Source organism: Aeromonas caviae (assembly GCF_000819785.1).
GTDB classification, from domain to species: domain Bacteria; phylum Pseudomonadota; class Gammaproteobacteria; order Enterobacterales; family Aeromonadaceae; genus Aeromonas; species Aeromonas caviae.
Genome location: NZ_CDBK01000080.1, coordinates 33,760 through 57,858, shown reverse-complemented (window position 1 = coordinate 57,858; position 24,099 = coordinate 33,760). Strand labels below are relative to the sequence as shown.

Below are 24,099 nucleotides of genomic sequence, written 5' to 3'. Positions count from 1 at the left end.
ACCAGTGCACCAGACCCGCTATGGGGCGACAGTCCGGCTTTCGCAGACATCGGCTTATGCTTCCGCACCGTGCATCACCTGATCGAACATGACGCAACAGGGGGTCTCCAGCCGATAGAGGATGGCGGGACGTTGCTTGCCGGTGCGCTTGCGCCCTGTGTCCACCAGGATGTCGGCACGGTGGAGCCGCTTGCGAAATGCGGCCGTGTTCATGGGGGTCTGCAGGACGATCTCGAACGCCCGTTGCACCTCGGAGAGGGTGAATTCTGCCCCCAGCAGATGCAGCGGCAGGGTGCTGTAACGGCTCTTGATGCGCAGCCGCTCCAGCCCCATGGCGACCAGCTTGCCGTGATCGAAGGCGAGTTGCAGGCCGGGCAGATCGTCCAGAGGATGCCAGCGACCGCGCACCGCCCCCCCATCGGGATCCGCCAGACAGAGATAGACGAGGGTGGTGGACCAGCCGCGGGGATCCCGCTCCAGATTGCCGAGGGTACAGACCTGCTCGCTGTAGCAGTGCTCCAGCCCCCACTCTGCCAGAAGGCGATGGCGAGCCGCGTCCAGATCCCGATCCCGGGTCTCGTCGATGCGCAGGGCCGGCAACTGCCAGCAGTGGGCAAAGGGGGGGCGATCCCGGGTCTCGAGAAGCAGCTCGAGCCGCTCCTCGCGCAACCGCAGCACCACCATATCCAGACTCATTCTCGGCATCCTGGTCGACCTGCTCGCCTTCTAATAATGTTTGGTAGATAATATCACAAGAATATTATGTTAAGGAGCCATCCATGGGAATCATCGCCAGCCTGGATATTGATGCGCAGAAGGGATTCACCCCCCTCTGCCCGAACGAGCTGCCCGTCGCTGGCGGGGATACCATAGTGGCGGCGCTCAATGCCCAGGCTGCCCTCGCCACCCTGCGAGCCGGCAGCAAGGATGCCCACCCCGCGAACGCCCCCTGGGTGGTGACCGAACCCGGCGCCATGTTGCAGCCCCTTGCTCTGGCGAATGCCGATCTCACCTGGCCGGCCCACTGCGTTCCCGGCACACCTGGGTTCGAGCTGCTCGACGGCCTGCCCGCCCCCATCGACTACGACTTCTTCGTCTGGAAGGGGGTCGAGCCGGACCTGCATCCCTATGGCGCCTGCTATCACGACCTGGCGGAGCGCCGCAGCACCGGGCTCATCGAGTTTCTGCACGCCCGCGGCGTCACTACCGTGCTGGTCGGCGGCCTCGCCACCGACTACTGCGTCAAGACCAGCGTGCTGCAACTGCGTCGCGCCGGTTTCCGGGTCATCGTCCACCTCGACGCCTGCCGCGGCATCGCCCCCGAGACAATCGACCAGGCCCGCACCCGGATGATCGAGGCCGGCGCCGAGCTGGCCCAGACCCTGGCCGACATTCAACGCCTGCTGGATGCCTGACATGCCTTCCATTTTCCACTGCCCACCCGACACCGGCGCCCACCCGTCACAGATGCAGCCAGAGTGCGTTGCCCGCGCAGCACTCATCACAGGAGCCTGATATGCCTCCCATCCTCCACAGCCTGCTCGACACCGATGCCTACAAGCTGCACATGCAGCAGGCGGTGTTCCATCGCTATCCGGATGCCGACGTCGTCGCCGAGTTCCACAGCCGCAACGAAGAAGATCTGCTGCCCATGATGGGCCAGATCGAGGAACAACTGCGCCTCGCCGGCTCCCTGCGCCTGACCCGGTCCGAACTCGACTTCCTGGCCGAACGCCCCTTCTTCACGCCCGACTACCTGGACCACCTGCGCCGCAAGCCGCTGGACGCCTCCCTGCTCAAGGTGTTCGAGCAGGATGGCCGCATCAATGTGCGGGTCGAAGGCCCCTGGCAGGACGTGATCCTGTGGGAGATCCCGGTGCTCGCCATCATCAGCGAGATGCGTAACCGCTTCCGCTATCCCCAGTTCGGCGTCAGCCAGGCACTGGAGCGGCTCGATCAGAAGATCGACAAGCTGGAACGGGAGCTGAGCCGGGAGGAGATGAGCGAGTTCAACCTCATCGACTTCGGCACCCGTCGCCGCTTCTCCCTCGCGGTACAAGACGCCGTGGTGGGTCGTCTCAAAGAACGGCTGCCGGCGTTTCGCGGCACCAGCAACTACCTGCTGGCCCAGAAGTACCGGTTGCCCGCGGTGGGTACCCAGGCTCACGAGTGGTTCCAGGCCCACCAGCAGCTCGGCTTCCCGCTGGAGCTCAGCCAGCGCGCCGCCCTCACCAGCTGGCTGGACGAATTCACCAACCACCTCGGTATCGCGCTCACCGACTGCATCACCATGGATGCTTTCCTGCGTGACTTCGACTTCGAGCTGGCGAGCCGCTACCAAGGGCTGCGCCACGACTCCGGTGATCCCGTGGTGTGGGGCGAGAAGGCCATCAGCCACTATCAGCGGCTCGGCATCGATCCTGCCGAGAAGACGCTGGTCTTCTCCGACGGGCTCAACCTCGACAAGGCCGTCGAGCTGCTGCGCCACTTCCGTGGCCGCATCAACACCAGCTTCGGCATCGGCACCAAGCTCACCTGCGATCTGCCCGGCGTCAGCCCGATGAACATCGTGTTCAAGCTGATGGAGTGCAACGGCGGCCCGGTTGCCAAGATCTCCGACAGCCCGGGCAAGACCCTCTGCCGGGATGCGGACTTCATTCGCAACCTCAAGCAGGCCTTCCACGTCGGGGTCTGAGTCAGGCCCGCGAGACGCCAAACAAAAAGCCCGCCGGTTTGCACCGGCGGGCTTTTGTATCGACTCAGGAATGATCAGTCCTTCTTGGCCAGCAGGAATTTCACCAGCTGGTTGAACTGCTCCTGGGAAGTGATGGATTCAATCTTCACCATGTACTTGCCGTTGACCAGGAAGGCCGGCACACCGCGCACATTGTAGCTCTCGGTGTTGCGATCGAACTGGGAGACCATGCCGGAGACGGCGAAGCTGTCGACGGCACCGTCGAACTCCTCGGCCGGCACGCCATTGTCCACGAAGACCTGCTTCACGTCGGCACGGCTCTGGGGGATCTGGCGCTGGGTGTGGATCTTGTCGAAGATGGCCGGGGTCAGCTTGCCTTCCACGTTCAGCAGATTGGCGACGGCGTAGGCACGCTGCATCTCGGGGCCCATTTCACGGCCCAGGAAGGCCACCGGGTTCTTCTTCATCGGCACGCCTTCCGGCAGGCTCTTCTTCAGATCCTCGGCAATCGGCTCGAACTTGGCGCAGTGCGGGCAGAAATAGGAGAAGAACTCCATCACTTCCGGCTGGGCGCTGCCGGTCTGGCTGACCACGTCATAGTTGACACCTTCCTTGAATTGCGGGGCGGCGTGAACCATGGGGATCATCAGCATGGCAGCGAGGAAAAATAGTACTTTTTTCATGACGTTTCCTGTTAAGGGATCACTGTGAGGCACGCCCGGCGAACCGAAGCAGTCCAAGCCTATTGCCTCACCCTCGTGCCGTCAATGGCAAAGGCAGACAGGCGGGACCGCCATCCCGCCTCCCACGGGCACCTTGCCGCTGTGGCAATGGTGCGGGCGACACCACCAGCGGACGCCCCGTGGCGTGGCGATCTGCCGGGTTCACGCCCCTACCACTGCGGCATCAGGCTGAGCGGCGGGGCCTTCAATGCCTCGAGCTGATCATGCAGGGTCGCAATCTGCTGGCGCCAGTAGTGTTCGGTGTTGAACCAGGAGAAGTGGCGGGGGAAGGCGGGATCTTCCCAGCGTCTTGCCAGCCAGGCCATGTAGTGGACGATGCGCATGGCACGCAGCGGCTCGATGAGCGCCAGCTCCCGCGGGTCGAACTCCATGAACTCCTCATACCCAGCCAGCAGGGTATCGAGCTGGATCTGCTGCTCATGACGCTCCCCGTTCAGCATCATCCAGAGATCCTGGATGGCAGGGCCGGTGCGGCAATCGTCGAGATCGACAAACAGGGGGCCGTCACGCCACAGGATGTTGCCCGGGTGGCAGTCCCCATGCAGGGAGATGCGCGCCACATCCAGGGTCATGGCGTCGCATACGTGCCGGATCAGCTCGTCCAGCACCCCGAAGAAGGACTTGGCCAGCCCGCTCGGCAACCACTCGCCTGCCGCCAGCAACTGACGCGGCTCGTGCAGCATGCTCTCCACATCCAGCGGAACCCGGTGATGAAAGGCATGGCTGGCACCGACGCTGTGGATGCGACCGAGGTAACGCCCCACCCACTCCAGCTGGTCCAGGTTGTCCACCTCGAACTGACGCCCCCCGACGCTCTGCCAGATGGCAAACGGGTAGCCCTGATGCTCCAGCAGGGTCTCGCCGGCAAAGGCAATGGGAGCGGCGACCGGGATCTCAGTTTCACAGAGGCGCGCAGCAAACGCGTGCTCTTCCAGGATCTGGGCCCGGCTCCAGCGACCGGGGCGGTAGAACTTCACCACGTAGCGACGGCGATCCTCATCCTGGAACTGATAGACGCGGTTCTCGTAACTGTTGAGCTCGATAAGGCCGGAGTCGATGCGCAAGCCGCTGAGATCGATGGCATCCATGATGAGATCGGGATTGAGGTCGGAATAGTTGAAACGCATGTCATCCACCATAGAAAAGGGGCGCTGTTGCGCCCCATTCTATCACCACTGTCTGCCGTTGCCGTGCATGGCGGTGCGCCTTGCCGTCACAACCTGCTGATAAACTTGCTCGGTTGGCGCAAGGTCCCCTTGCTGTCATCCGGCGCCGCGCCTTCCCGCTTGAGCACGAACTGGACGTCCAGAGTGGGGCGCTTCAGGTTGAAGGGATCCACCGCCAGACTCACCGGCAGGGTATAGATCTCGCCCGCCTTCAGGGTCACCTCGCGGGGTCCGAACCACTGGTACTCCGGCAGCCCTTCCACGTCCAGCCGGTAGGTCTGGGAGTTCAGGGTCTTGTTGAGGATCTTCAGGGTATAGGTGTTCTCGATGAGCCCTTCACTGTTTTCCCGGAACAGCTGGTTGCGATCCCGCAGGATGTCGAGCCCCATGGGCATGATGGACATGGCGTTATAGACGAAGACCCCCAGCATGACGACCATCACCAGGCCATAGCCAATCAGCTTGGGCCGCGCCACCTGGGTTTCACTGTGGGCCAGCTTGTGCTCGGTGGTGTAACTGATGAGCCCCTTCGGATACCCCATCCGCTCCATGGTCTGATCGCAGGCGTCGACACAGGCGCCGCAGTTGATGCACTCGTACTGCAGACCGTCACGGATGTCGATGCCGGTCGGGCAGACCTGCACGCAGAGGTCGCAGTCGATGCAGTCCCCCAGCCCCAGGGCCTTGGGATCGGCCTTGCGACCACGGGCGCCGCGGGTCTCGCCACGCTGGCTGTCATAGCCGACGATGTAGGTGTCCTTGTCGAACATGGCGGACTGGAAGCGGGCATAAGGGCACATGTGGATACACATGATGGCGCGCATCCAGCCGGCGTTGCCATAGGTGCAGGCGGCAAAGAACAGCACCCAGAAGATGACCCAGCCTCCCGCCTGCAGGGTGAAGAAATCGGGCACCAGGTGGAAGACATCCTGGAAGTAGGCGACGAAGGTGAGGCCGGTGCCCAGGGACAGCAGGATCCAGGCCAGGTGCTTGGCGCCCTTCCGGGCCAGCTTCTCGCCACTCCAGGGGGCGGCATCCAGCTTGCGGCGCTTGTTGGCGGCTCCTTCCAGCTTCTCCTCGAACCAGATGAACAGGAAGGTCCACACCGTCTGGGGGCAGAGATAGCCGCACCAGACCCGGCCCAGGAAGGTGGTCACGAAGAAGAGGGCGAAGGCCGCGATCATGAAGACCCAGGCCAGCAGGGTGAGATCCTGCGGCCAGATGGTGGCACCGAAGATATGGAACTGCTGGTGCTCCAGATCGAACAGCACCGCCTGACGGCCGTCATAACGCAACCAGGGCAGGAGAACAAAGAGCGCGACGAAGAACCAGCCCATGGCCTTGCGCACCCGCTGCCAGTAGCCGGTCTGGGAGCGGACATAGATGCGGTTGCCGGGGTTGAACCTGTCATCTCCCGCCTTGAAGGTGTTGGGATTGAAGGTCCCGGTGACGTCACCGGTCACATCCTTGATGTCGATCTTGTCCTTGTCGGCCATTGCAACACATCGCTCCACTCATATTGTTATGAAAGCGATTATATCTTAAACAACCTGCTAATTGTGTGGGTTAAATGTATCTATAGTTCGAGTCCCGTCGCAATTTCAGGCAACAAAAAAGGCCCATAGCCAGTTGACTATGCGCCTTTTCACAGATTCTCTTGAAACCTTTCTCTGATGGCGATGTGACGGCCGGATTACTTGATGCCGCGTGCCTTGAGCAGGGCCTCCTTGAAGTCGGGCACGTGATCCTTGGCCAGCCCCGGGATCATCGCCTGCTTGTCGGATTCCCGCATCTTGAGGTGGTAGATCAGCATGTCGTCGGTCAGTGCGGACAGCGGACCGTCAAATCCCGCCTCCTCGGCCAGTTTGGCAACAAACTGCACCAGGCTAAGATCCTGCTCCTTGATCCAGGCAGGCTGCAGCAGTTCCAGCAGCTCTTCGATACGATGACATTGCATAGACGACCTCTTTAATCTGTCTTGTGAAACTCAGGCAACCTTACCCATCAAGGCTACTTCGATACGATCCCGGCCATTATGCTTGGCCTGATAGAGCGCCGCATCCGCTTTCTGGATGAGCTCGGCAATGGAGTGATGCTGATCCGGCACCAGGGTCGCCACCCCGAAGCTGCAACTGACCCGCCCCGAGACCCGGGATTTGTGGTGGGGAATGCCGAGGGCTCGCAACGAGGTACGCACCTGCTCGGCGATCTGCATGGCCCCCTGCAAGGTGGTGCAGGGCAGCAGCAGGGCGAACTCCTCTCCTCCGTAACGGGCAGCGAGATCGTCTTCCCGCCGCAGCACTTCGGCCAGCAGGCTCGCCACCTGTTGTAGGCACTGGTCCCCCACCTGATGACCATAGTGATCATTGAACTGCTTGAAGTAGTCCACATCCACCAGCACCAGAGAAAGAGGCGCCCTGGCACGGTGGCAGCGACGCCAGGCGCGCGCCAGGGAGTCGTCGAGATGGGCCCGGTTGGCGATGCCGGTCAGACCGTCGAGGCGGGACGTGAGCTTGAGGTGCTCGGAGACCGCCTTCAGCTCGGCCACCAGATCCGCATTGGAAAAACTGTGGTAGAGAGAGGCCACCTGATCCCGCCGCAGGCGCCGCAGCAGGGTCGGCAGAAAGACGAACAGATACCCCGCCAGCATGCAGGAGACGATACGCTCCTGGGTGTTGCCGCCACTGAGCTCGAACAACATGGCAAACCCGAGGGGCAGCACGGCCCCATAGAGGGTACGACGGCTGCCGAACAGCATGATGGCGCTGCCGGTCAGGATCAGGCTGGAGAGCATCATCATGGCGGCACGATAGGTGTCGGGCAGCTTGTCCATGTAGAGAAGCACGCCCAGTGCCCAGACGATGGAGGTGATGGTCACCCCGACAAAGAGCTCGCGCTCGAGCACCGGCAGCGGAAGCTCCGCCAGCCTGGGCTGGCGCCAGCGCAGATGCCACCAGCGCCCCAGCAACAGCAACAGGACCAGACCGAGCCAGCCCAGCGACTCGCTGGCCGGCAGGTAATCGTGGAACAGCAGGCTCCAGCTGATCGCCAGCAGCCCCAGGCAAGGCAGGCTGAAGGAGGCATGGGTATAGAGCTGGACCATGATGGCCCGCCGCACCTGATATTTCACACTCTGTGTCAACTGGGTACTCCCTGTACAATAGCCGCACAGTTTAACACTCCCCTTTCCTGCTCAACAATCAATCGACCGCTATTAAGCTGCCACTCAGCGCGTCCCCTCCCGCACAGGCCCCGACAGACCCTTTTCTGCAGGGTCGAATGGCGCAGCCCTCCCTCACCCTTTCTCCAGCTCGTCGAGGATGGGGCACTGGGGATTCGCATCTCCGTGACAGCAGCTCACCACCTCCTCGAGGGCGCTGAGCATGGCTTGCAAACCGGCGATGCGGGAGCGCAGATCGACGATTTTCTCCTGGGCCAGCTTCTTCACCTGGGCACTGGTTCTGTGCTCGTCCCGATAGAGCGCCAGCAGCTCCTGACACTCCTCCAGATTGAAGCCGGTCTCCCGCGCCCGCTTGACGAACCGCAGCTCCCGCAGGGAGGCATCCGTATAACTGCGATACCCGTTGTCGCTGCGCACTGGTGACGAGATGAGGCCGATGCTCTCGTAGTAGCGGATGGTCTTGGCGGTCAGGCCGGTGGCCTTGGCGACCTTGCTGATGTTCATGAATGACTCCTTTGGGATTCAGATGCACGCAGGCTGCCCGCCCGGGGCTGCCAGCGCTTCAATAACAGGGAATTGCTCAAGACGGTGATACTGCTCAAGGCCATGGCCGCCCCCGCCAGCTCGGGGCTGAGGTAACCCAGCGCCGCCAGCGGAATACCGATGATGTTGAACACGAAGGCCCAGAACAGGTTCTGCTGGATGGTGCGCCAGGTGGCCGCCGAGATGTCGATGGCATCGGCCACCAGCCGCGGGTCGGATCGCATCAGGGTGATGGAGGCGGTCTCCATCGCCACGTCGGAGCCGGAGCCCATGGCGATACCCACATCCGCCGCCGCCAGCGCAGGAGCGTCGTTCACCCCGTCCCCCACCATGGCCACCAGCCCGCTGGTTTGCGCCCGCAGCGCCTCCACTTTCTCCACCTTGCCGGCTGGCAGCACGGAGTCAAAGGCCCCGTCCAGCCCCAGCTTGGCGGCGATATGGGCCACCGGCGCCGGCGCATCACCGCTCACCAGCCAGCTGGCGATGCCGCGCTGACGCAGGGTGGCGATGGCATCCGGACTCTCGGGGCGCAGGGTATCGGCCAGCGCCGCAATGCCAGCCACCACGCCGTCGATGGCCACCCAGACCCGGGTCGCGCCGTCGGCAGGCTGTTTATCCTGCGCGGGCACCTCAATGCCGAGCTGGGCCAGCAAAGAGCCATTGCCGATGGCGACCGTATGACCGGCGACCTGACCGACAATACCGGCACCGACCCGCACCTCCACCGCCTCCGGCTGGGGCAGCACGGCATCTTTGCCGACCGCCTCGCGCATGGCCAGCGCCAGCGGGTGCTCGCTCGCCTGCTGCAGAGCGGCAGCGAGGCGCAGTTGCTCATCGTTGCCGCTCCAGCTCGCCAGCACCGGCCGGCCCTGGGTCAGGGTGCCGGTCTTGTCGAAGATGAGCGCCTTGATGGCGTGGGCCTTCTGCAGGGTATCGACATCCTTGATCAGAATGCCGTGGCGCGCCGCCACCCCGGTACCGGTGACGATGGCCGCCGGTGTCGCCAGCCCCAGCGCACAGGGACAGGCGATGACCAGCACGGCCACCGCCGCCAGCAGCGCCTGACCGAAGTCGTTGCTGATGGCGTACCACACCAGCAGGGTGAACAGGGCGATGGCCATCACCACCGGCACGAACACGGCGGAGACCTTGTCCACCAGCTGTTGCAGCGGCGCCTTACCCATCTGGGCGTTCTCCACCAGTGCGATGATCTTGCTGAGGCTGGAGTCCTCCCCCACCGTAGTGGCTTCAATTTCCAGCACGCCGGAGCGGTTGATGGCGCCGCCCAGCACCTTGTCGCCCTCGCCGCGCGGCACCGGCAGGCTCTCGCCGGTGAGGATCGACTCGTCCAGCTCGCTCTCGCCGCTCGCGATTCTGCCGTCCACCGGCACCCGCTCCCCCACCAGCACCTGCAGCCTGTCGCCGCGCAGCACCTCGTCGATGGCGACGATCTGCCAGCGCTCGCCGCGCCAGACGGTGGCGGTTTCCGGCCGCAGCGCCATCAGTTCGCGAATGGCGGACTGGGTGCTGCGTCTGGCCCGCGCTTCCAGCAACTTGCCGAGGGAGATCAGGGTAATGATGATGGCGCTCGCCTCGAAGTAGAGCTGGCCGCTGGCAGCCATCCCCAGCGTCAACAACAGATAGAGACTGTAGAAGTAGGCCGCGCTGGTACCGGTCGCCACCAGCACATCCATGTTGGCGGAGCGGTTCTTGATGGCGAGCCAGGCGCCGCGATAGAAGCGGGCCCCAATCCAGAACTGCACCGGGGTGGCGAGCACCAGCTCCAGCCAGGCGGGCAGATGCCAGGGCAGCAGACCGGCCATGGCCAGCATCCCCACCAGCAGCGGCAGGGTAAGCAAAGCCGAGACGATGACCCGGGTTTGCGCCTGACGGGCGCTGGCGGCCTCCTGCGCTTCCCGCTCCAGCAACTGCTGGCGGCGGCCGCTGGCCGAGCCTTGCGCCAGTTGGGCGCCAAAGCCGAGGGCCTCGATCTGCTCGCGCAGGGCGGCGGGGGTCTGCATCCCGGGTACCAGCACGATACGAGCCTGCTCGATGGAGAAGTTGACGTCGGCGGAGATGACGCCGGGCAGCGCCGCCAGCATCTTGTTCAGGCGGGCCGAGCAACCGGCACAGGTCATACCGGTGATTTGAAACAGGATGGTCTCACTGCCGTAGTCATAACCCTGCGCCTGGATGCTCTCCAGTACCGCCGGCAGACGGTCGGGGCTGGTCAGCTCGATGGCCGCCTGCTCCAGCGCGAAGTTGACGGTGGCCGATACCCCGTCGAGCTTGTTGATGGCGGTCGTGATGCGGCCGGCGCAGTTGGCGCAGCTCATGCCGCTGAGCGGCAACTGCAGATGAATGGGTGATTGAAGATGAGTGGTCATGTTGTTCCTCCCAGGAACCCGTCGGCACCACAAAACGCCGACTGGCAAACCCTAACCTTTACTGTAAGGGTAAGCTCAAGCCACATGATCCACTTTTTGCAGATGAAAAAATGGCGCCCGTTTGCTGCCAGAGAACAAACGGGCGCCGCCTTCAACTATTGCGCGGTATGCGCGGCGACTCAGATACCGTACTGGGCGCGGTAAGCCTTCATGGCGGCCAGTTGCGCCGCCAGCTCCGGCTGTTCGGCCTGCTTCTCTTCCAGATACTGGATCAGATCGCTCATCTGGATGATGGCGATGATGTGGGCACCGTAGTCACGCTCCACTTCCTGAATGGCGGAGAGCTCGCCCTTGCCCTTCTCCTGACGGTCCAGCGCGATCAGTACGCCAGCCAGGGAGGCGCCGTTGGCCTGGATCAGATCCATGGATTCGCGGATGGCGGTGCCGGCGGTGATGACGTCGTCCACCAGCATGATGCGCCCCTTGAGCGGGCTGCCCACCAGGTTGCCGCCCTCGCCGTGATCCTTGGCCTCCTTGCGGTTGAAGCACCAGGGCACGTCCACGTCGTGCTGCTCCACCAGCTGCACCGCGGTGGCGGAGGCGATGGGGATCCCCTTGTAGGCCGGGCCAAACAGCACGTCGAACTCGATGCCGGCATCCATCAGGGCGGCGGCGTAGAAGCGGCCGAGACGGGCCAGATCGCGGCCGCTGTTGAACAGGCCGGCGTTGAAGAAGTAGGGGCTTTTACGACCGGATTTCAGGGTAAATTCACCGAATTTGAGGACCTGCTTCTCCAGGGCGAACTCGATAAATTGACGCTGGTAGGCTTTCATTCTGGCTCCTTGCTTGGCTTGTCGTTTACTTTCGTGGGGTATAAAAAAACGCGGACAGTGCCGCGTTTTTAAAATCATGCAAGCGACTGCTTCTGCAGCGCAATGATGTCGGCGATGCCGCCCTTGGCGAGGGCCAGCATGGCCAGCAGCTCCTCGTGGGTGAAGGGTTCGGCCTCCGCGGTGCCCTGCACCTCGATGATGCGACCATCTTCGGTCATCACCACGTTCATGTCGGTCTCGGCGGCAGAGTCTTCGATGTACTCCAGATCGCAGATGGCTTCGCCCTGATACATGCCGACGGAGACGGCCGCGATCATCTGCTTGAGCGGGCTCTGTTTGATCAGCCCCTTCTCCACCATCCAGTTCAGCGCATCCACCAGCGCCACGCAGGCCCCGGTGATGGCGGCGGTACGGGTACCGCCGTCGGCTTGCAACACGTCGCAGTCAACGGTAATGGTGTGCTCGCCCAGGGCGCTCAAGTCTACCGCCGCGCGCAGGGAGCGGGCGATCAGGCGGGAGATCTCCAGGGTGCGGCCACTCTGCTTGCCGGACGCCGCTTCGCGGTTCATCCGGGAGTGGGTGGAGCGCGGCAGCATGCCGTACTCGGCAGTCACCCAGCCCTGCCCCTTGCCTTTGAGGAAGCGCGGCACGCTGGTGTCGACGCTGGCGGTGCAGAGCACACGGGTGTGGCCGAATTCCACCAGTACGGACCCTTCAGCATGCTTGGTGAAGTGGCGGGTGATGGTTACCGGACGCACCTGGGCGGCGCTGCGATCGCTGGGACGGGACATGGGACTGACCTCTGGGCTGGCTAAATTGGCGCAGGAGTATAAGCGATCGCTACTCAAATATCAGCCGCTAAAACCACCTCGTCGGCTGACGGAGCAGGGCTGGCTGAGTATACTGGCCCCACACTTCATCAAGCCCGGAACAATCAATGATTCACAGCATGACCGCCTACGCCCGCAAGGAACTCAAGGGCGACTGGGGCACAGCCGTTTGGGAAATTCGTTCGGTCAACCAGCGCTATCTGGAGACCTACATTCGCCTGCCGGAACAACTGCGCAGCCTGGAGCCGGTTCTGCGTGAGCGCTTCCGGGCCAAGCTGCAGCGCGGCAAGGTGGAGTGCAACCTGCGCTTCGAGGCCGCCCAGGCCGCCGCCAGCCAGCTCCACATCAATGAAGAGCTGGCCAAACTCATCATCGAGAGCGCCAACTGGGTGATGAAAGAGGCGGGCCAGGGTCAGCTCAATCCGGTGGACGTGCTGCGCTGGCCGGGCGTGATGGCTGCCGCCGAGCAGGACATGGACGTGGTCGCCACCGAGCTGCTCGGCGGTTTCGATCTGACCATGGAAGATTTCCTCGCCTCCCGCGCCAGCGAAGGGGCCAACCTCAAGGCCCTGATCGAGCAGCGTCTGGCCGGCATTCAGGTAGAAGTGAAGAAGGTGCGCGAGCACCTGCCGCAGATCATCGAGTGGCAGCGCCAGAAGCTCACCGACCGGCTGGCCGAAGCCAAGGTGGAGCTGGATCCGGCCCGCATCGAACAGGAGATCGTGCTGCTGGCCCAGAAGATCGACGTGGCCGAAGAGCTGGATCGTCTGGAGATGCACATCAGCGAGACCAACAAGATCATGAAGAAGGGCGGCGCCTGCGGCCGTCGCCTCGACTTCATGATGCAGGAGTTCAACCGCGAGTCGAACACCCTCGGTTCCAAGTCGATCAACGCCGAGGTGACCCAGTCCGCCGTCGAGTTGAAAGTGCTCATCGAGCAGATGCGCGAGCAGATCCAGAATATTGAATAATATTTCACGGCATATCGTGAAATATCAAAACAACCATAAGCCCGTGTAATACGGGCTTTTTTGTTTGCATGTCGTGTCTTTCGGTGTCATACAATGGCGATATAACATTGTACCCATACATGTACCCTATAGCATTTTGGTACAACGCTTTGGGTACAAACCCCAATTCAATGTTCCGGGGGAACGATGGGCAAGCTGAACGACATGCAGATACGTGCATGGATCAAGGCAGGAGAACGGTTCGAGGGTCGTTCTGACGGCAACGGGCTCTATCTGAGATACAGAGCAAACGACAAGGTGCCTACATGGCGCTTTCGATACAGCTTCGCGGGGAAGATGCGTGTCATGGTGATGGGCTCTTATGGTGACTTATCGCTAGCCCAGGCTAGAGAAACCACAAAGAAACTATCCGCCAGAGTGGCTCTAGGCCATGACGTAGCCGGTGAGAAGCAGGCACGTAAAGCCGAAGCCTTGGCGAAAATTGAGAAAGAGAAAAACGCCCTGCGGGTATCAGATGTCGCCACCGAGTATTTCGAGCGGCAGATCCTAGGAAAGTGGAAGCACCCGGACATCTTACGCCGCCGAATCGACAAGGACATAAACCCAAACATAGGGCACCTTAAGATCGAGGACGTTAAGCCTCGCCACATTGACGACATGCTGCAAAAGATCCTGGCCCGTGGCGCACCAACAGTGGCCAACGACGTATTACGCTGGACACGCCGGATCTTTGATTACGCCATCAAGCGCCACATTGTGGAAGTAAACCCCGCCGGGGCCTTTGGGATTGCTGATGCGGGCGGTCAGGAAAAGAGCCGGGAACGCTGGCTAACCCGTGACGAGCTAAGCCAACTTTTTGAGGCCATGCGCAAAGCCAAGGGATTCAGTCGGGAGAACGAGCTGACCATCAAGCTGCTTCTAACCCTATGCTGCCGCAAGATGGAGCTGTGTGGGGCACAATGGAGCGAGTTTGACCTAAACCGTGCGATCTGGAACCTCCCCGCCGAACGGGTGAAAAATGGCGACGCCATTGATATTCCACTACCAGCCCCTGCCGTTGAGTGGCTGCGAGAACTGCAGCGCCTTTCTGGTGGTAGTCGTTGGGTGCTTCCAGCTCGCAAGATGCAACACCGCATGATCCCGCACATTCAAGAGAGCACCCTGCCGGTTGCCCTGGCAAAGGTGAAGCGCGAAATGCCGGGCGTGGCTAACTTCACCATCCATGACTTTCGCCGCACTGGCCGCACCCATTTGGCAGAACTGGGGGTTGATCCTGTTGTGGCCGAACGCTGCCTCAACCACCGTATCAGGGGCGTGGAGGGCATTTACAACCGCCACCAGTACCTTGATGAACGCCGGGCAGGTTTGGCGCTGTGGGCGGATCTCCTGCTGTCACTGGAACAGGGCGACACACAGTCTATAGTCCCAATCTCACAATACAGATAACAACTTTGCCGGGCCTAGCACGATGGAATGAAAAGCGGGGAACCTTGCCCGCCGGGTCCGACATTTCATACAAGGTGAGCGAGCAACACCATGGCAAATGATAAACCATTGATCCCACTTTATTATTGCAGCCCTGAACGGGCCGCCAGACTATTAGATTGTGAGGTCGAAGATATATTTCACTGGGCAGCGGTGGGAGCCATCACCCTCTACGCCGAATTTTATGATCACGAATTAAATTCCGGCATGTCAGATGGATTCATGACAGATGAAATATTTATTGATGAAACCGTTCCGAGCCACAAAGTCAGAGATATAGATAACCACGAACTGTCTGCTCTTGCTGCGGATGTTATCAACCAACAAAAAATAAATGGGCTCAGTGGGCTGACGTATTTGACTAGTTTGATGGAGTGCAAATTCGACACCTTGCCACCCGATGAACATTGCATAGCCGTTGATTATGGTCCTAAAGGTTTCCAGTATGGGACCAAGTTATATTTGCAACAGCCAAACGATGGTGTGTGGGCTCGCCACGTCTTCATATCCGGCCTTTGGGCCATTGATACCAGCAACGTATGCAGAGCTCAAATACCCGGGCTATTAGATGCAGACATGGGGTGGGACATCACATCTACCTATATCGACGGCCAGGGCCCGGACCCAGTGGGGATTGAGCTTCTTGGTGTGCTAGTCAGCAACATGGAGCAGCGTTTTCGGGTCGTCCGGGAAGACCTGCTGAAAATCCAACAACACATGTTGACGGGCGAAGTGATGCTCAAACACTCCAGTAAACCTCGCCCAGAGAAGGCCCACGCATCCCTGAATGATTTTAATCAGACTGCGCGACGTGGGCGGGTTACCAGTAAACAGTGCAGTTTCATCGTTGAGCTGCTCAGGTCGCACGGTCTAACCGATGACGATTTTCAGGGCAGCATCGGGGCTCTCCGCCTCAAGATTGCAAACAGGATCCCTGGTTTCGGAGATCCTCAGGTTGACGATAACACACTGATCGATTGGCTAAAAAAGGCCGGTGTCAGGTAAGCCAACTTAATGAGTTATTCATAACTCCGCTGAGTTTTCCATAACTCAGCCACATCCATTCGCGACCATGGTTTGATTGCTCACGCAACGACAAGACACGTAAAGGAGCAGCAAGCCATGTCTTTGAAATCAGGATCGGAATTACCACAAGAAGGCTTTGTTCGGGCGGGAACGTTGGCAAAGGTTTTAGGGATCGCAGTCGTCACTGTCTGGCGTTGGTCAGCGAAGGGAATACTCCCACAGCCGGTGAAATTGTCTGAGCGGGTGACAGCTTGGCGGGCTGAAGACATTCGGAATTGGATGAACGCCCAGGGTAAAGCAGCCTAGGACGTGAATATGGCAGCAAAAGTAAGGGCTGCCTGAAATACAGAACAGCCCTGATCAATCCGCTGGCGCTTCATCGCATCATCACATGCTCGGCAAGCCAGCCAACCACCGACATTAGGATAACTCCGCTATGAACTTTTCACCATATGGGCGCACCTCCCAGGGCGAAGCCTTGCCCAAAATCCCCGGTAGGGCGTGCAAAATGATATTGCGTGACACCATCCGACGCGGTACGATCTTATCCGTTGGGGCTACTAACCCCAACAGTACTACTTCCGAGAGCGGTCACCCGCAGCCGACAATTAGCGGTTTTTTTGTGCCTGCCATTTGGGCTACTACCCCAGGCAATCGCACAGATGAACTTCACATTCACGCCGATCACGGCGGGAGTGTACCCGCTTTTGCGGTATGGTTGAGAGGCCCCAATAAGCCCGCAAGGGTGAATAAGGCCCGCCTTCTCTCGGAGGTAGTTGATGCCATGCCGCACCCCCATTTGCAGCATGGCCGACTCACTAAACCGAGAGATAATGGCCATGATCTACACCTTCCTGATCCAGCATTCCCGTACCTGCCGTTTGGCAGACCTACGCCGTATCCGCACCATTTCAGCTTTTGCCAACAGCGAAGCACAAGCGCGTTCTGCGCTGGCCGGTCTACCCCTGGTGTTTTTGTCCCGCATCCCGAGCAAGGGAGTTGCAGCATGAAACAGTCCATTCGATCCCGCCAGGTTATCCAGGCTCAGGCCCTGTTTGATAAAGCTGCGCTGTTCACTTCTGCACTGTGCAATGTCTGTAACGCCAATACCGAAACAATGCTCTATTTGGAGCTCGCTGATCTGCTGCGCCCCTTACAAATACAGCTTGATGAGCTGGAGGTTGGTTGCGTGCGGACACCGCTAGCGGCGCCTGCTGAGCGGATCAATCGCTATCTCTCCATGCTGCTCAAAGTGATTGAGGGAAATCAATCTCACACCGAGCCCTGTGAGCTCAGCGTGTTGCTTGCACCGGTCATGGCCGAGTTTGAAGCTGTCGAGCTGGCCCAGCTCAGGGAGGGTGTATGACCTATTACGCCTGGGCTCCAGCGGCCCAACAACCCACGTTCATTGGCCCAGCCAACCCCAAGACCGGCAAACGTTCACAAGCGGGTAGCCTGAGCGCCTTTGCCTGCCGTCAGCAGCGCGATGCCTTCATTGCCAGCACCAACGGTATGGCGAGCGTCGTTACTGCCAAGCAGGCCCGCCAGCTGAAGGCTGGTTTGGACAAGCAGGCTTTCAACGAGTTGGTTACCGTTTTGGTCGGGGGTGAGGCATGAACCGGGCAACGTTTGTTTCTGATGTCACCGCCGCAGCTTGTGGCCACTGGCCGGAACTGCTGGCAAATCTGGGGGTGACAGTACCGCCACGTAAGCAGCATGGTCCTTGTCCGGCTTGTGGTGGGAAAGATCGCTTTCGACTTGATGACAAGGGCGGGCGTGGTACCTGGATTTGTAGCCAGTGTGGCGCGGGTGATGGGCTGGATCTGATCCGCCGTGTCACCGGTAAGTTGCCGAAGGATGCTGCGGAACTGGTTGCGGGGGCTCTTGGCTTTTCCCATGTTGCCATATCAGAGGCAGATCGAGAGCAATTGCAGCAGCAACAGCGGGCGCAGGCTGATGTAGAGCAACAACAGCTGCAGATTAAGCACCAGAAAGCCGCCAGACGCGCCGCAGATATCCTGCGCGACTGTAAGCCTGGCCAATCCCCTTATCTGGCACATAAGCGCTTGAGCTGGCCCAGTGGACTGTTGAATAGCACCCTGATCCGAGTGGGGGAAGAGTCGTTCCCCGCTGACTCCCTGGTTGTGCCGCTCTACAACGAGACCGGCGAACTGGTGAACGTACAGCTGATCCGCCATGACGGGGTGAGGCACTACCTTGCCGGTGGCCAGAAGCAGGCTGCCTGCCACCGGATCCCAGGCAATGCCATGGTGGCGGTTTGCGAGGGCTACGCCACCGGTCTGAGCGTTCACCTCGCAACCGAGGCAACCGTCTATTGCGCCATGGACGCCGGTAACTTACTGGCCATCGCTCAGGTGGTTAGGGGGATGGACGACCCCTTGCAACCGTGCCGGTTATGGCTGGCCGCCGACAACGATGCCACCACAACGGGCAATCCCGGCAAGACCAAGGCCGAGCAAGCCGCTGCTGCAGTGGGGGCTGTGGTAGCACTACCGCCCACGGCAGGCGACTGGAACGACTATCACCAGGCCCATGGGCTTGAAGAGACCAAGAGAGCCATCATGAGCCAGATTGAACAGACCCAGCAGCAAGACGCCATCCAGAAGGAAGGGCCGCGAGCCGAAGTGATCCCATTGCATTCCATGTCTGAGGCACAAGGCGAGCAGCAGCAACTAACTGATGGCGAGGATCTGCCTGAGGGCTATGAGATCCGGGACGGCATGCTCTACGTGCACGAATGGGTGGGATCGGGACAGAACGGCAGGCTGGAGGAAACCCTGATTTCTCCAGAGCTTAGGGTGGTTGCCGAAACTGCCGACGAGGCAGGGTATGGCCAAGGGCGCTTGCTGGAGTGGCAGGATCGGGCTGGCCGTGCCCGGCAATGGGCGATGCCGGTCAGCATGTTGGTCCACCGTGGTGGCCAGGAGGCGTTGGCGTCCTTACTCAATGGCGGCTTGCCCTTTGTGAACCTCAAGAAGCTCGACAAGCTGGCGGTCTATCTGATGATGAGCCAACCCGAGCGGCGGGTGACCTGTGTCGAACGTACCGGCTGGCACGGAAAAGCCTATGTGCTGCCGGGTGGGGGAATCGGACCGGATGCTGAGCAGGTGATCCTGCAATCGGCCGGCTATCTGAGCAGCGACTTCACCAGCTCGGGGGAGCTGGCCGACTGGCAGCGCCAGATCGCCGCTATGGCCGTGGGTAACTCCCGCCTGTGCTTCGCCTTGTCGCTGGCCTTCGCCGCGCCCCTATTGTCACTGGTGGGGCAAGAAGGGGGCGGTTTCCACCTCAAGGGAGAGAGTACCGATGGCAAGTCCACCATCATGAGGGCTGCCGCCAGCATCTATGGCCAACCCGATCGCTATTGTCACACCTGGAGGGCGACCGGCAACGCCATAGAGGGGATCGCCAGTCGGCGTAACGATGCCTTGCTGTGCCTGGACGAACTGGGCGAGCTGGATGGGCGCGAGGCCGGACAGGTGGCCTACATGCTGGCGAATGGCCAAGGCAAGGGTCGCAGCAAGCAGGATGGTGAGCTGAAAGAGCGCAAGGCGTGGCGGTTGCTGTTCCTCTCCACAGGGGAGCTTTCCCTAGAAGATCACGCCGCCGAAGCGGGTAAGCGTACCCAAGCCGGGATGGAAGTGCGTACCATCCAGATCCCGAGTAGTACCGGCAAGCACGGTGCGTTTGAGGTGCTGCACAACCAACCGGATGGACGCGCTTTTGCCGATGCCCTCAACGAGGCCTGTAAGCACGAATACGGCACCGCATTTCGTACCTACATCGAGACCTTGGCAACAGGGCTGGACGCACACAAGGAGCGTCTGAAGGCAGAGATTAAACGGCTGGCGGTCGAGCTGACCCCAATGGGGGCCGGTAATCAGGTTGGGCGGGCTATCAATCGCTTTGCCATAGTGGCCGCAGCAGGTGAGCTGGCCACTGAACTGGGGATCACCGGTTGGCCCCTGGGTGAAGCGACCCGTGCTGTGCGGGTATGCCTCAAGGCGTGGTTGGATGAACGGGGGCACCTGGGCAACAAGGAAGACAAGGCCACCCTGGATCAGGTGCGTGGTTTTGTTGTGGCGCATCAGCACAGCCGCTTTGCCGATTGGTTCGACCCCAACCACCGTCCGGCCAATATGGTCGGCTATCGCAAGAAGGATGCCGATGGCGTGAGCTTTATTGTGCTGCCCCCTGGTTGGAATGAGATCACCCGCGGTCGGGATCCCAAACGGGTAGCCCAGCTTTGTTTGGAGGCGGGCTATCTGCTGCCTTCGAATGATGGCAAACGAGCCCAGCGTAAGATCCGTCTGCGGGATAGCGGCGCAACTGTCTGGATCTACATGCTGACCGAGAAAGTGCTGGCTGATGAGGCCGATGGGCCGGAAGACGAATAGCCAGCCAGAAGAAAGCAGGGGTCGCCATCGTGCGGCCCTTTACTTTTTGTTGCTTACCATGCTATTCGCGCATGTGCGCACGCAGGAGAGAATCTAATAAAAGTATGGGAACAGTGGGAACAAGATAGGTAAATGACCTTCAAAGCCTTATCCAGCAAGTGATACCAATGTTCCCACACTCATTAAATTTCGTGGGAACAGATTGGGAACAGTGGGAACAAGTCGAAAATGTTCCCAACCCCTGTTCCCTTTGTTCCCACCCATTCCAGCGATTGTGGGAACAGAGAAACCCAGTCCTGGCGCGGGTTAGCGGGAAATGTTCCCATGTTCCCACTGTTCCCACCGTTTTTTTGTTCACACATGCGCATGTGCGTGCGCGAATAGCAAAAAATGTGGTTGCGCGTCAAATCCTTTCTCTGGCTGGCGCATTTGTTTTCGTGTCTTGAATTAGGGAAGCAGCCCCCGATCCCCCTCCTGCAACCTCCACTGCCTCTCCCGCATCATCTCCGAGTACGCAGACCATCCCCGACACGCCCAACCTCGCCAGTGTGCCAGCCGTGGGCACACTGGTCGCGGCTCTCATTTCACTCAATACCAACGCATCATTCCTCATAGCGGAGACAGTCATAACCGTCGTTGTGTACGGCTGTTTTACAACGACAGTGAAATGACTCTCAGCCTAAACCGTTGCAACCTCCATAAAGTAACTAGCAGCAGGAGAGCATGATGACCCATCAAGTGTTCATTGAGCGTAAGCGCCTGACCGTGTTGATCGGCTGTCGCTACGACACGATTGACCGCATGGTCGAACGGGGCGAGTTACCGCGCCCGATCCGTCTGGGCCGAAATGGCCGTTACCGCTTTATCCGGGCTGAGATTGAGCCCGCCTTGAAACAGCACGGGATCGATCTGGCCAAGCTGGAAACGGCCCATGCCATGGCCACCACCTGAGCATGAACATGGTCAACATACCGACCAACCCTATTCCTGATGGAGAAAACACCATGACCAAGCAGCTTAACCACGGCGCGATTTGCGGCCGAATTTTTGCTCACATGCTCAACCATCCGGCAAAGCCCAAAGTGTCCGAGCAACAAGAAGTAATCCTGCTGGATATGCTGGACGGCCTAACCCGTGAGGACCTGCGTAAATACGCAGGCAAGGCAGACGAGTTGGTAAAACTGCCCCTCAGCCCGCGCGATGAACAGCAATTGCTGCTCTTGTCGGGGGCGTTGGGGCTGCTGACCCTCGGGCAGGCCGGGGTGATGAACTTCGCCACCAAGAGCAATAGCCCACTGCAAACCGCTCTGGCCCACCTGACCGAAACCGACTGCTAAGGAGTCACACAATGGAACCCACCCAGACCACCGAATCTCATAACAACGGCGAGATCACCCTGCAGCAGGCCATCAACCAAGCACGGGCCGCACGGGCTGCCTTTGATGAATGGGATCAAGGCGAGCGCCAGCGCCTGCTAGAGATATCCCCGGCCAGAGAGAAGGAGCTGCTGGATGAACTGGCACGATTGTCTGAGCTGAGAATGACCGGAAGGGCCAGTGGAGCCCTATCGGCAAAAGAATATCGCGACCTCATCAGCCGGACTGGCGAGATCCAGATCGAGCTGGACGACATCGCGTTGTTCAAGAAACAGGAAATGATGATCGGGCATGTGCAGCAGGGCAAGGGCTGGCCGCTCTATTGTGATGAGGTGAGCTCCCGTACTCGCATCGTTGCCTTGCTGCTCAAGAACGCCCAGGCGTCATTCAAGCAGCGAGCAGAAGAACTGATCGGCGAGCTGTGTCAACACCTTGCGCAACTGCGCCGGTATGAATCTATTCTCGATAATGCATGCCGTAACGAGGTCTCGCTGGGGTTTGATACCCAAGTCGCCTACCAGTTTACCCTTGGCGCACAACCAGCCATTCGACCATCGGAAGCGTTCATCAAAAACGTGGTGGCACAACTGGAGAGCCGTGATGGAGAAAGCTGGGAAGGGGATGCCGAGGCACTGGGCGTCGTCATGAATCGCCCGCCGATTGTTAGGCTTTCCAAGTCCTGGGCCAGTCCTGTTTCGCGCCATTCACTGAATCACAAGATCAAGCTAGCCAAAACCGAACTTGAGCGGCAACAGCAAGAAGAACTTCAACGGATCCGGGCTGCTGCGGTGCGTGAAGTCTGAAACCGATGAAGCCACCGAGAGCGGTGGCTTCATGTTTTCTGCATCTGGTCGTGAGGCTTTCCCCGCATCGAGATCGCGCTGAATCACTCCTAGTCACCCCATCCCGTAGCCATGGCTCTGCCTGGGTATCAGCTCCAGCACCGCTTCCGGTAACTGCTGGCGCAACTCTTTGCGAAGTTTGCTGAGCAGGATGGGAAGCCGCTCTGCACGCTCAACCCGCGCCTTCAGGGCCTTCTCCCGATCCTGGCTTTCCTCCAGCCTACGCCTTGCGAGCGCCAGCTTGGCCTCCGCTTCTGCCAGAGGTTCCCGTTGCTGTTCGGTGAGTTGCACCGCCCAAGCCTGAAGCTGCTGTTCCTGGTCGGCCACAGCACTCTCGCGAGCCTTCAGCGCGGCCTCCTGTTCTGCCAGGTGAGCCTGGATGTTCTTCGAATCGCCCTCAATCTTGAGGATGTTTTCGCTGACAAAAATCCGACGTTCCGCCACGATCTTCGCGGCTTCGCCCTGCCTGCCCATCTGCACAGTGATCCCCTCGGCAAAGGCCCGGTCGCGTACCCTGTCCAGCTCTGCCCTGTCGTAAAGCCGCTGCTTGCGTAGGAGACCGACCTCGCGTCCCTCGATGTGCAGCATGACCCTGGCTTGCTGCTGCTTTGATAACACGGCCTCTGCCTTCGCCGCCCGCTCAGCCACGAGGATAGCCTGTTGGGCCGCTTGCTGGGCTTTCCACTCGCGTCTTGTCAGCCGCTGGCGCTTTGGCCCGATCCGGGCCAGTCCGAAATCCCGGCCAAGCTCTAGATACAACCGATCCTGCCAAGCCCTCATGGCCTCATTATGAGCCTTCTGCTGGAGTGCCTTCTGGTCACCATTGCGCTTGGCTTTTGCGGCGGCAGCTCTACCAGGATGCAGCGCATTGAAGTCCTGCCCGCACTCTGGCACTGCGTAAAAATGGAGGTGGGGATGCGATTCATCTTGGTGCACTACCACCGACTTGAGGGCCGAACCGTACGTCTTCCTGAGCCAGATCAAAGCCTGCGCCTTAAACGCAGACCACTCCTGCCCATCCTTCGGATAGGAGAGGATGCCTGCGAGCAGCACCGGCGCATCTGAACGCAGTTTCCTCCCCAACCCATCCTTGGCCTGAGCTCCCCAGGCTTCAGCCAATGCAACCGCCTCTTTCGGCGAGCAGCCAAAGACGCGGATGGGCTCCTTCACCATCAACACATGCTTGCAATGTGCGGGCACTCGTTCGGCCTCGCTCGCGATGTCATGCACACTCCAGCCCCCTTTTTGAGGTTTCCGTGCGTACGCTTCCACATGCCCAAACTGATACATACCTCACCCCTTCCTCTGCTGTCCCATGACAGCCCTCACCACCAAGCTATCCAATCGAGTCAATTTAGTGTTGGGAAATTTTTTGGTGTGGTTGTAAGGCAGTTGCGTACGCAAAGTAACCGACTCTTACGTATCCCCTGCCCCACTTCGTGGCGCGGGTGATACGTGTCGGCCCTACGGGGCCAAAGCCCAAGATGGTCGGCGGTTCGTGCTGGCCTCGACCGTACATTCCAGCCGAGCATTTGCACCTGCGCCTTGGCCATGCCTCGGCAGTTCCTCACTCGCTCACCCAGTGCGGCAGATAGCGGCTGGC

General features: G+C 60.3%; 24 protein-coding genes. 13 read left to right on the top strand and 11 right to left on the bottom strand.

Annotated elements, in window-relative coordinates:
* Nucleotides 1-54: 54 nt before the first annotated feature.
* Nucleotides 55-705 carry an NUDIX hydrolase gene (locus tag BN1120_RS13075; RefSeq protein ID WP_029314880.1) on the bottom strand — a complete coding sequence of 217 codons (651 nt, stop codon included), beginning with the start codon at nucleotides 703-705 and terminating at the stop codon, nucleotides 55-57.
* Between the two features lie 74 nt (nucleotides 706-779).
* On the opposite strand from BN1120_RS13075, the gene BN1120_RS13070 reads away from it, so the two are divergent.
* Both BN1120_RS13070 and pncB read left to right on the top strand, forming a co-directional pair.
* A complete protein-coding gene (locus BN1120_RS13070; RefSeq protein ID WP_042016427.1) occupies nucleotides 780-1,415 on the top strand; it encodes a nicotinamidase in 636 nt (211 codons plus the stop codon).
* A 101-nt stretch (nucleotides 1,416-1,516) separates the two neighbouring features.
* A complete protein-coding gene (gene pncB / locus BN1120_RS13065) occupies nucleotides 1,517-2,695 on the top strand; it encodes a nicotinate phosphoribosyltransferase (protein WP_010676094.1) in 1,179 nt (392 codons plus the stop codon).
* Between the two features lie 74 nt (nucleotides 2,696-2,769).
* On the opposite strand, the gene BN1120_RS13060 is transcribed toward pncB, so the two are convergent.
* The 9 genes from BN1120_RS13060 to rph form a co-directional block, all read right to left on the bottom strand.
* A complete protein-coding gene (locus BN1120_RS13060; protein ID WP_010676095.1) occupies nucleotides 2,770-3,378 on the bottom strand; it encodes a thiol:disulfide interchange protein DsbA/DsbL in 609 nt (202 codons plus the stop codon).
* Nucleotides 3,379-3,587: 209 nt separating this feature from the next.
* Nucleotides 3,588-4,577 carry a serine/threonine protein kinase gene (locus BN1120_RS13055; protein ID WP_042016426.1) on the bottom strand — a complete coding sequence of 330 codons (990 nt, stop codon included), beginning with the start codon at nucleotides 4,575-4,577 and terminating at the stop codon, nucleotides 3,588-3,590.
* A gap of 74 nt (nucleotides 4,578-4,651) precedes the next feature.
* Nucleotides 4,652-6,100 carry a cytochrome c oxidase accessory protein CcoG gene (ccoG, locus tag BN1120_RS13050; protein WP_010676097.1) on the bottom strand — a complete coding sequence of 483 codons (1,449 nt, stop codon included), beginning with the start codon at nucleotides 6,098-6,100 and terminating at the stop codon, nucleotides 4,652-4,654.
* A gap of 197 nt (nucleotides 6,101-6,297) precedes the next feature.
* Nucleotides 6,298-6,561, bottom strand: a complete 264-nt coding sequence (locus BN1120_RS13045; protein ID WP_010676098.1) for a YihD family protein — start codon at nucleotides 6,559-6,561, stop codon at nucleotides 6,298-6,300.
* 30 nt (nucleotides 6,562-6,591) lie between these two features.
* Complete coding sequence (locus BN1120_RS13040; protein WP_039039690.1) at nucleotides 6,592-7,746, bottom strand: GGDEF domain-containing protein; 1,155 nt, start codon at nucleotides 7,744-7,746, stop codon at nucleotides 6,592-6,594.
* A gap of 153 nt (nucleotides 7,747-7,899) precedes the next feature.
* Nucleotides 7,900-8,289, bottom strand: a complete 390-nt coding sequence (gene cueR / locus BN1120_RS13035) for a Cu(I)-responsive transcriptional regulator (protein ID WP_010676100.1) — start codon at nucleotides 8,287-8,289, stop codon at nucleotides 7,900-7,902.
* Nucleotides 8,286-10,715, bottom strand: a complete 2,430-nt coding sequence (locus BN1120_RS13030; protein ID WP_042016425.1) for a heavy metal translocating P-type ATPase — start codon at nucleotides 10,713-10,715, stop codon at nucleotides 8,286-8,288. Before BN1120_RS13030 ends, cueR begins: the two co-directional genes overlap by 4 nt.
* Before the next feature lie 179 nt (nucleotides 10,716-10,894).
* On the bottom strand, nucleotides 10,895-11,548 hold the full coding sequence (pyrE, locus tag BN1120_RS13025) for an orotate phosphoribosyltransferase (protein ID WP_010676102.1): 654 nt from the start codon (nucleotides 11,546-11,548) through the stop codon (nucleotides 10,895-10,897).
* A 74-nt stretch (nucleotides 11,549-11,622) separates the two neighbouring features.
* Complete coding sequence (gene rph, locus BN1120_RS13020; protein ID WP_041214222.1) at nucleotides 11,623-12,339, bottom strand: ribonuclease PH; 717 nt, start codon at nucleotides 12,337-12,339, stop codon at nucleotides 11,623-11,625.
* 146 nt (nucleotides 12,340-12,485) lie between these two features.
* Between rph and BN1120_RS13015 the strand changes: the two genes are divergently transcribed.
* The 11 genes from BN1120_RS13015 (at nucleotide 12,486) to BN1120_RS12975 (ending at nucleotide 22,457) form a co-directional block, all read left to right on the top strand.
* Nucleotides 12,486-13,349 carry a YicC/YloC family endoribonuclease gene (locus tag BN1120_RS13015; protein ID WP_042016423.1) on the top strand — a complete coding sequence of 288 codons (864 nt, stop codon included), beginning with the start codon at nucleotides 12,486-12,488 and terminating at the stop codon, nucleotides 13,347-13,349.
* 186 nt (nucleotides 13,350-13,535) lie between these two features.
* Nucleotides 13,536-14,795: a tyrosine-type recombinase/integrase gene (locus BN1120_RS13010; RefSeq protein ID WP_042016421.1), complete on the top strand. Its 1,260-nt coding sequence runs from the start codon at nucleotides 13,536-13,538 to the stop codon at nucleotides 14,793-14,795.
* Between the two features lie 90 nt (nucleotides 14,796-14,885).
* Entirely contained in the window at nucleotides 14,886-15,839 is a 954-nt protein-coding gene (locus tag BN1120_RS21585; protein WP_197713267.1) for a hypothetical protein, read from the top strand.
* A 117-nt stretch (nucleotides 15,840-15,956) separates the two neighbouring features.
* The gene (locus BN1120_RS20850) at nucleotides 15,957-16,166 is read left to right on the top strand and encodes a helix-turn-helix transcriptional regulator (RefSeq protein WP_231959410.1); all 210 of its coding nucleotides are present in this window, start codon (nucleotides 15,957-15,959) and stop codon (nucleotides 16,164-16,166) included.
* Between the two features lie 527 nt (nucleotides 16,167-16,693).
* Entirely contained in the window at nucleotides 16,694-16,870 is a 177-nt protein-coding gene (locus BN1120_RS20845; RefSeq protein ID WP_154676066.1) for a hypothetical protein, read from the top strand.
* The gene (locus tag BN1120_RS13000) at nucleotides 16,867-17,226 is read left to right on the top strand and encodes a hypothetical protein (protein WP_042016419.1); all 360 of its coding nucleotides are present in this window, start codon (nucleotides 16,867-16,869) and stop codon (nucleotides 17,224-17,226) included. Before BN1120_RS20845 ends, BN1120_RS13000 begins: the two co-directional genes overlap by 4 nt.
* Nucleotides 17,223-17,477, top strand: a complete 255-nt coding sequence (locus BN1120_RS12995; protein ID WP_042016418.1) for a hypothetical protein — start codon at nucleotides 17,223-17,225, stop codon at nucleotides 17,475-17,477. Before BN1120_RS13000 ends, BN1120_RS12995 begins: the two co-directional genes overlap by 4 nt.
* Nucleotides 17,474-20,278: a DUF927 domain-containing protein gene (locus BN1120_RS12990; RefSeq protein ID WP_042016417.1), complete on the top strand. Its 2,805-nt coding sequence runs from the start codon at nucleotides 17,474-17,476 to the stop codon at nucleotides 20,276-20,278. Before BN1120_RS12995 ends, BN1120_RS12990 begins: the two co-directional genes overlap by 4 nt.
* 726 nt (nucleotides 20,279-21,004) lie before the next feature.
* Complete coding sequence (locus tag BN1120_RS12985; RefSeq protein ID WP_042016416.1) at nucleotides 21,005-21,229, top strand: helix-turn-helix transcriptional regulator; 225 nt, start codon at nucleotides 21,005-21,007, stop codon at nucleotides 21,227-21,229.
* A 53-nt stretch (nucleotides 21,230-21,282) separates the two neighbouring features.
* Complete coding sequence (locus BN1120_RS12980) at nucleotides 21,283-21,615, top strand: hypothetical protein (protein WP_042016463.1); 333 nt, start codon at nucleotides 21,283-21,285, stop codon at nucleotides 21,613-21,615.
* A gap of 11 nt (nucleotides 21,616-21,626) precedes the next feature.
* The gene (locus BN1120_RS12975; protein WP_042016415.1) at nucleotides 21,627-22,457 is read left to right on the top strand and encodes a hypothetical protein; all 831 of its coding nucleotides are present in this window, start codon (nucleotides 21,627-21,629) and stop codon (nucleotides 22,455-22,457) included.
* Between the two features lie 93 nt (nucleotides 22,458-22,550).
* Here BN1120_RS12975 and BN1120_RS12970 read toward each other — a convergent pair whose 3' ends face one another.
* Nucleotides 22,551-23,786 carry a plasmid recombination protein gene (locus BN1120_RS12970; RefSeq protein ID WP_042016414.1) on the bottom strand — a complete coding sequence of 412 codons (1,236 nt, stop codon included), beginning with the start codon at nucleotides 23,784-23,786 and terminating at the stop codon, nucleotides 22,551-22,553.
* Nucleotides 23,787-24,099: the final 313 nt, after the last annotated feature.

Coding starts and splice junctions, on each gene's coding strand:
- rph (WP_041214222.1), bottom strand. CDS start 12,339: ATGTCCCGTCCCAGCGATCGCAGCGCCGCCCAGGTGCGTCCGGTAACC.
- BN1120_RS12990 (WP_042016417.1), top strand. CDS start 17,474: ATGAACCGGGCAACGTTTGTTTCTGATGTCACCGCCGCAGCTTGTGGC.
- BN1120_RS13000 (WP_042016419.1), top strand. CDS start 16,867: ATGAAACAGTCCATTCGATCCCGCCAGGTTATCCAGGCTCAGGCCCTG.
- BN1120_RS13030 (WP_042016425.1), bottom strand. CDS start 10,715: ATGACCACTCATCTTCAATCACCCATTCATCTGCAGTTGCCGCTCAGC.
- BN1120_RS13060 (WP_010676095.1), bottom strand. CDS start 3,378: ATGAAAAAAGTACTATTTTTCCTCGCTGCCATGCTGATGATCCCCATG.
- BN1120_RS13070 (WP_042016427.1), top strand. CDS start 780: ATGGGAATCATCGCCAGCCTGGATATTGATGCGCAGAAGGGATTCACC.
- BN1120_RS13015 (WP_042016423.1), top strand. CDS start 12,486: ATGATTCACAGCATGACCGCCTACGCCCGCAAGGAACTCAAGGGCGAC.
- BN1120_RS12995 (WP_042016418.1), top strand. CDS start 17,223: ATGACCTATTACGCCTGGGCTCCAGCGGCCCAACAACCCACGTTCATT.
- BN1120_RS12975 (WP_042016415.1), top strand. CDS start 21,627: ATGGAACCCACCCAGACCACCGAATCTCATAACAACGGCGAGATCACC.
- BN1120_RS13075 (WP_029314880.1), bottom strand. CDS start 705: ATGCCGAGAATGAGTCTGGATATGGTGGTGCTGCGGTTGCGCGAGGAG.
- pncB (WP_010676094.1), top strand. CDS start 1,517: ATGCCTCCCATCCTCCACAGCCTGCTCGACACCGATGCCTACAAGCTG.
- BN1120_RS13045 (WP_010676098.1), bottom strand. CDS start 6,561: ATGCAATGTCATCGTATCGAAGAGCTGCTGGAACTGCTGCAGCCTGCC.
- BN1120_RS12985 (WP_042016416.1), top strand. CDS start 21,005: ATGACCCATCAAGTGTTCATTGAGCGTAAGCGCCTGACCGTGTTGATC.
- BN1120_RS12970 (WP_042016414.1), bottom strand. CDS start 23,786: ATGTATCAGTTTGGGCATGTGGAAGCGTACGCACGGAAACCTCAAAAA.
- ccoG (WP_010676097.1), bottom strand. CDS start 6,100: ATGGCCGACAAGGACAAGATCGACATCAAGGATGTGACCGGTGACGTC.
- BN1120_RS20850 (WP_231959410.1), top strand. CDS start 15,957: ATGTCTTTGAAATCAGGATCGGAATTACCACAAGAAGGCTTTGTTCGG.
- BN1120_RS13010 (WP_042016421.1), top strand. CDS start 13,536: ATGGGCAAGCTGAACGACATGCAGATACGTGCATGGATCAAGGCAGGA.
- cueR (WP_010676100.1), bottom strand. CDS start 8,289: ATGAACATCAGCAAGGTCGCCAAGGCCACCGGCCTGACCGCCAAGACC.
- BN1120_RS12980 (WP_042016463.1), top strand. CDS start 21,283: ATGACCAAGCAGCTTAACCACGGCGCGATTTGCGGCCGAATTTTTGCT.
- pyrE (WP_010676102.1), bottom strand. CDS start 11,548: ATGAAAGCCTACCAGCGTCAATTTATCGAGTTCGCCCTGGAGAAGCAG.
- BN1120_RS20845 (WP_154676066.1), top strand. CDS start 16,694: ATGGCCATGATCTACACCTTCCTGATCCAGCATTCCCGTACCTGCCGT.
- BN1120_RS21585 (WP_197713267.1), top strand. CDS start 14,886: ATGGCAAATGATAAACCATTGATCCCACTTTATTATTGCAGCCCTGAA.
- BN1120_RS13055 (WP_042016426.1), bottom strand. CDS start 4,577: ATGGTGGATGACATGCGTTTCAACTATTCCGACCTCAATCCCGATCTC.